General features: G+C 54.9%; 5 protein-coding genes. All 5 read right to left on the reverse strand.

The features are described 5' to 3' along the window. Window positions 1–13 precede the first annotated feature (13 nt). Window positions 14–496, reverse strand: a complete 483-nt coding sequence (locus A7D21_RS23835) for a Mov34/MPN/PAD-1 family protein (protein WP_010565119.1) — start codon at window positions 494–496, stop codon at window positions 14–16. Further along, window positions 493–2,277, reverse strand: a complete 1,785-nt coding sequence (locus A7D21_RS23840) for a ThiF family adenylyltransferase (RefSeq protein ID WP_017848899.1) — start codon at window positions 2,275–2,277, stop codon at window positions 493–495. Before A7D21_RS23840 ends, A7D21_RS23835 begins: the two co-directional genes overlap by 4 nt. Next, a complete protein-coding gene (locus A7D21_RS23845) occupies window positions 2,261–3,511 on the reverse strand; it encodes a nucleotidyltransferase (RefSeq protein WP_010565117.1) in 1,251 nt (416 codons plus the stop codon). Before A7D21_RS23845 ends, A7D21_RS23840 begins: the two co-directional genes overlap by 17 nt. Continuing rightward, a complete protein-coding gene (locus A7D21_RS23850; protein WP_010565116.1) occupies window positions 3,512–4,678 on the reverse strand; it encodes an SAVED domain-containing protein in 1,167 nt (388 codons plus the stop codon). 356 nt (window positions 4,679–5,034) lie between these two features. After that, the coding region (locus A7D21_RS23855) for an efflux RND transporter permease subunit (RefSeq protein WP_141718260.1) at window positions 5,035–6,681 on the reverse strand (1,647 nt) is incomplete at its 5' end.

The following is a 6,681-nucleotide window of genomic DNA, read 5'->3' on the forward strand; positions in this document are numbered from 1 at the left end:
ACCGACTTGAAGCTTATCTAAGCCAGGTTGCCTCAATATATCTGCCGCCCCTGAACGACCAAGCCTTGATGCCTTCTGGTTTTTCGGACTTGCCAACGATAACGGCTATTGGGTGCGGCAGATCCTGCGTGTAACGCGCAGCAAATCTGGAGAAACTTCCTATGTCTGCCGGAGAAATCACCGGAACAGATTGGGGATGCGTATGCCAATAGCCCACCAGACGTAACCCTTGTTCGTTGGCAGCTTGGATCTCCTGACGGCACCGCTCCGCATCCAACTCTAGCCAAGACCAGCCTGACCGATCGGCGCGATGAGGCAACGTGGCCAAGGCCAGCAGCAACCCTTCCGGATTAACCGGGTTGACGAATAACTGTCCCCCTCGCTCCACGCCAAAAAGGCCCTGCCGATGACTATCCAAGATGTCCACGACAGCTTGCGACACCAATAGCTCGGAATCCACCTCCGCCCATCTCCAGCGCCAAGCTATATCCGTCATACCGTTTCGTCCTTATCTTCCGGCCATCCGCGCTCGAGTAGGATTTGCTGCGCTCCCTCTGGCAGTTTGGGACCATGGTATTGGCCTCCTAGGCTCAGAACATCTTCAGGCCTGTAGATACTGCTGACCCAAGATGCAGTGGCGATGTTGCCGGTCAAAGCGCGTAAAGCCACGTGCGACACCATAGAGGCGATATTGGTCATGCCCAGTGAGCCGCCGGGAATAAAGCTTTCCCCACAGGCGGGCAGTGGAACCACACCTCCTCCCGGCCACTCTGTAAATCTATGCAGAAAATCGCCGATATCCGTGAATAAATGACGACCATCAAAAGTGCCGGCTGGTGCGAATAACGCATGGCCTACCTGGGTGTACGGTTCGCTCCAGGCTTGTAAAAGCCCCCAAGTAACGCCGCTGGATTTGGCTCGCCATACAGTGACCTCCGACTGCCAGTCTGCTGTCGTGATCACCACCAGATCTGCGGTATCGAACACTTCTGGTTTGCTGCTCATCACTACTTCGGCAAAAGTCGAATAAGCTGTGCATTCTGTCGTCGGAAGATCTAACAGAATCTTGTCCCTCAACGCTGAGGCTTTCAGTCTACCTAGGCTATCCGCTCCCAGAACGTGCCTCCCCAGATTGGCTGACACCAAAGTGTCAGGATCGATGAGGGTAAGGTGGCCGACACCGGATCGTGCCAATTGTATTGCCACCGCACTGCCTAACGAGCCAACGCCAACACAAACGACTCGAGCATTTTCAAGGTGCTGTGCAGTACCGCTTATATCGCGGGACAGAATGGACGCTCGATCAAGCACGTCCAGGGCAGTTGCTCGGACGAGCGCCGGAGGATGTGCATTTGCGATAGCTGGCCGGCGCCGCGCTGTACGCAAGCCAAACTTTGCCCCCCGCTCCTGCTGTACACCGAGCGAGCGCACATTGAGGCAATATGTTGGAGCATCTGTCCCTCCTGGAAGCTCCAGAACAATCCATCGACTCGCCAACGTTCCATGCTGCTCAAACCATGCCAGCAATTGCTCGGCATCGTCTGGTTGAAGGTGGGGCGTTAGCCACGGCAATAAATTTTCTGGATCCGGGGTGCGGATATCCGGATAAGTCTGAAGCTTGACGTAAAAACCGGGAGTTTCGGCCGCGCGAATGACAGCGGAGCGCCCCACAACCCGTCGGTAATGCCCTTTGAGTGCAGCTATGTTCGATGCTAGCCAAACCGTTTCCTGACCGGATGGCACAGCCCGGCGCGGATCGCTGAGAGCAAACAACTGCGAGGCAGCCTGAGGTCGATCCAAAAGTAAAAGGTTCTGATACGACTGTCCGTGCTGAAAAGACCAGTAGGTAGTGATCTCATTCTGAAATTCGATATCGCGCGTTGCCTGGCTTGATCCCATCTTGGACAACGAAACGATCTGGGCCAAGCGAGCAAGGCTGTCCTCTACCACAACCTCCGGGGAGCCCATGATGGGGCGTTCCTGAAAGCCATGAAGGCAAAGCCCCGACTTGGTGGCATGCGGCCAAACCAGCCATGGAGAGGGTTCGACGTTCAGCCGCAAGAGCCCACGGGGAAAGTTGGAGGGGAAACCAATACGCAGGCGCCGCTCCTGCCCCGTGTAATCGATGGGCAAGGGGAAGTGAAAGCACGCCGCTTCGTCAGCCCGCATGGGTGCGGGCTGGAGCAATGCATCGGCAGCATCCTGACCTAGGGTGTTTCGCAGTGCGGCGATTCCGCGCTGCAATGGCGTCTTAATGGGATCAGCCAAGGCGTCCAACTGGCTTTACGCTCGACTGAGAGGTTCCTCCACCGCTGGCACCTCCGAAGAGCGAACCCATCGAAGCAGAGTTTCGAGTAGTGCCATCCGGTCGGCCGGGCATCGTCCAATTCGCAGGGATCTCATTGTTCACTGCCGTGATGAATGCCGGTGCAATACCGAAATTCTTTTTCACTGCCTCGGCAAAGGAATCGTTGGATTCAAAACTTTCCAAACCCAATGATACGGATGCACTGGCGTCCGCATGCCACTTGGTAAATGCTTGACGATAGCCTTGCCCCTCGCCTGGCCGATTCCACTTTTCTGCAAAGTTTTCGCCGTTATCGGCAGGGTTGCAGACAAAGCAATCGTTACCTCTATGCGCGATGTGCTGCGGCATTCTGCGGACAATTTCCAAAATTGCATCGAGCGGAGCCAAAGGCTTCGACTGCGATTCCTTCACGACATCCAGGTATGCGTGAGTGGCCAGGGTGGTGATGACCGCCGATATGGGGCGAGTATCAGCGCTCCTTGTATTGATGGCCCATTCATCGCGATGCCGCTTAAGCAGCTTTATGGTCGCACGCAGGGGATCTTGATCGATGTAGTCCTGATAATGCGGCAAAGGATCTTGTGTCGCGGCATCAAGCATTCGCTGGCTTTTGGCAATCACCAAGCTTTCCAGGGAGATTTCCTGGGCGGATGCGACCTGCAACCAATTCGAGTAAGGAATAGGGCTGCTTGCTTTCCACCCTGTGTCCCGATCCGGAACCTCCAGCTTACCCTCGCCGTTTGCTTCACCATTTCCGTTGATCGCGCGGGCAGGTGTGACATCAATGTGGAAACCTGGATTTTCGTCGGCATAAACGATCCGAATACCACGACGTAGTTGCTTAACTTCTTCCTGAACGCGGGAGCCTTCTCTAAAACGCTGTTCGATCGCCTCTAGAACTTCCTTCGCACCAGCGCCTTGAGCGTGAGGGAGCCAGATAATCGCGTCCGCATCAATGGTGTCCAGATCCGCAGGCGCACCGGTAATTGGCTTAATGGTGGTTTTCAGCCGCATTGAGCCCTGAACGAAGATATGGGCCTCAGCGAGCAACGGATTGTCAGAAGCCGAGAGGATTTTTTCCAATTGGGAGTAGCGGTCATTGATTTTTTCGTACTGCGCTTCCGACAGCGAGATTTCCCGCGCGGCGCGAAGCAGAAAATATTCCCAACTGCTGCGCTTGGTCTGTTCGTTGCTCAAAAGCATTTACATAGCCTCCTGGGCCACCGAGCCCAATTGCAGTGTTTGCGTAAACCGATCGTGGTTTTCTTTGTCCCGATCGAAGATCAGGTACGTATGTTGATGCTGCGTTGTGAGCAACGCGCCAAACTCGATGGCCAGTGCCGCAGGAATGGCGGCGAAGACGTGGATAGGATCAGGAGTCAGAGCCTCAAGCTGGCTCAGTCGTATTTGGAGTGCGTCGCGAAAGGCATGAATCACCCGACGGTTCTGTACCATCGCGTAGCTAGGTTCCGGAATCGACAGCTCTGCAATGCGCGCACCTGGAATGGCGTCAGTCACGTCGCGAATTGGAACTTGCGCAGAAATGGAGAGCACTAGCGCCAGTGGGCCATCACCGTCCGGCGGAGGAGTAAACAGAAACTTGGGCGGCTCAGCGGACTGATCGGGCCAGCGCAGAAGATGCTCGCGGTTAAAAGAGAAGATCAAGCGTTTAGAACGGTCGCCGATGCTCTGACCCAACATCATCAAAGCTGGAATATCGGCCAAGCCCACTACAGCTAGTGCAGGCGCATCGCCATAGGTGCCGCCGCGACGCTTGAGTTGCTGCTCCAGCTCATACTGGACGCTGTCTTTGATATTCTGCCAATAGGTCGCGTCCCTACCTCGCGGTCCGGGCGCAGGGAAAGTGATTTTGATGCCTTGATCGAAGGCCGTTAGTCCTTCAGCAGACATCGCAGTCAACAGATCGCGAACGGGAATGTCGTTGATAGTCTGGAAATGCTGACTCTGGACAATTAGGGGAATGGCTCTGCCACCCTCGGGGGTCGTTGCAGCGATTCGGATGCGTTCTAGGTACGCTTGGTGTAAACCACTCAAATCATTTTCAGGATAACCATCTGCGTCACGATCAATTTTGTCATGACAACCTGGGCACAGGAGCATCAGATTAGCGGTATTGTTTGTGTGCGCCTCAGCATCATGATCCGCGCGTCCCCGAGGGCCTTTGGGACTGGCGGGCAGGATATGCGCCACTTCTCCCCATTTCATTGGCTTGCCGGCACGATAATCGAACGTCAGATCCGTGCCGCACAGTTCACAATGACCAGCGGTCTGGGTCCATACGATCCGCTTCGTCTCATCATTTGTGTTAAAGCGCCCGCTTGCGGGCTTAGCGTCTTCTTGTTCTGCCATTTCGACCTACCCCCGAGAAACATCCATGATTGAAAACGATGATGGCAAGATAAGATCATATTAAGGTCATTTGCCTCGTTTTCAAGAGAGATCTTGAGGGTAACGAATGCTGAGTCGGCATTGAGCATGATGCTTTTTTTGGCTCATCGAAATGGAGTGGTGGCAGCGTTCGTTTTTCTGGCAAGTGCTGGTGGGTAATTGCACTGACCACAGCGTATGTATCGAAATTAGCGAGTTTATGCAAAAGACATAAACTTGCTAATTTCGATACATACCACGCGTAGGACTGATGAAAACGGGCTATGCAGCTCAAACGAGGCTGCAAGCGCAGCCCCTTTCGTATGCATTTTTACGCGTCAGTGCTTGCCAGGCTCAACGGACAAGTGTCGACGACGCATGAGGTGATAGGCCGCCGGGATCACAAACAGCGATAGCAAGGGTGCCGTAACCATACCGCCAATCATCGGGGCGGCAATGCGGCTCATAACCTCGCTACCGGTACCGCTTCCCAAAAGTATAGGTAACAAACCAGCGATAACCACTGCCACGGTCATAGCCTTAGGTCGAACGCGCTGGACAGCGCCTTCACGAATCGCGGCCATCAACCCGCGTTCTGTGTTGTCAACGAGGTCTTGACGCTCGGTCCATGCATTTTTCAGGTAGAGCAGCATGATCACGCCAAATTCGGCAGAAACACCGGCCAAGGCGATAAAGCCGACCCCGGTGGCAACCGACAGGTTGAATCCCAACAGATAGAGAAACCATGCCCCACCAGTCAGTGCGAATGGCAGAGTGGCCATGATCAGCAAGGCCTCATCAAATCGAGAAAACGTTAGGTAGAGCAGCACGAATATGATCAACAGCGTGGCAGGCACCACCAGTTTGAGTCGTGCGTTGGCCCTTTCGAGAAATTCGAACTGTCCTGAGTAGCTCAGGCTCATACCGGGCTGCAACTTAACCTGCTCGCTGACGATCCGTCGAAGATCGGCGACTACTGAGGCAATGTCCCGGCCACGCACGTCGATATACACCCAGCCTGAAGGTCGTGCGTTCTCACTCTTGAGCATAGGCGGACCATCGCTGACCTTGATCTTCGCCACAGTGCCAAGGGTGATCTGACTACCCAAAGGTGTGTAGATCGGCAACTGCTCCAGGGCACCGAGTGAGTCACGCCACTCGCGAGGGTAACGGACGTTGATCGGGAAACGAGCCAGCCCTTCAATCGTCTCCCCGACGTTTTCACCGCCTATTGCGCCGGCCACGATCGACTGCACATCGGCAATATTTAACCCATAGCGGGCCGCAGCGTTACGATCTATATCCACGTCAATATAGCGGCCACCGATCATTCGTTCGGCCAACGCTGAACTGACACCTGGCACGTCCTTGGCTACACGTTCGACGGCTTGGGTTACGGCATCGATCTCCGTCAGGTTGGTACCGGCAACTTTCATACCAATCGGGCTTTTGATACCGGTAGCCAGCATGTCAATGCGGTTACGAATCGGCGGTATCCAGATGTTGGTCAAGCCTGGGACACGCACCACTCGGTCCAGCTCCTCCACGAGTTTTTCCTGGGTCATGCCTGGCCGCCATTGCTCGTGCGGCTTGAATTGGATGGTGGTTTCGAACATTTCCAAAGGTGCGGGGTCAGTCGCGGTTTCAGCGCGGCCGGCTTTTCCGAATACGTGTTCGACCTCTGGAACTGTCTTTATCAGACGGTCAGTCTGTTGAAGCAGTTGCGCGGCCTTCTGAGCCGATAATCCCGGCAGAGCTGATGGCATATAGAGCAGGTCCCCTTCGTCCAGCGGGGGAAGAAACTCACCACCCAGACGAGAGATCGGCCACAACGCGCTGACAAAGACCAGCAACGCAACCAGCAGTGTTACTTTGGGTCGACGTAATACGGCGTCCAGAGCGGGCTCGTAGATCCGGATCAGCCAGCGATTTAGCGGATTCTGTTGCTCATTGGGAATTCGTCCACGAATCCAATACCCCATCAG

Origin of the sequence: Pseudomonas sp. AP19 (assembly GCF_001728855.1) — a bacterium.
Lineage (GTDB): Bacteria > Pseudomonadota > Gammaproteobacteria > Pseudomonadales > Pseudomonadaceae > Aquipseudomonas > Aquipseudomonas fluorescens.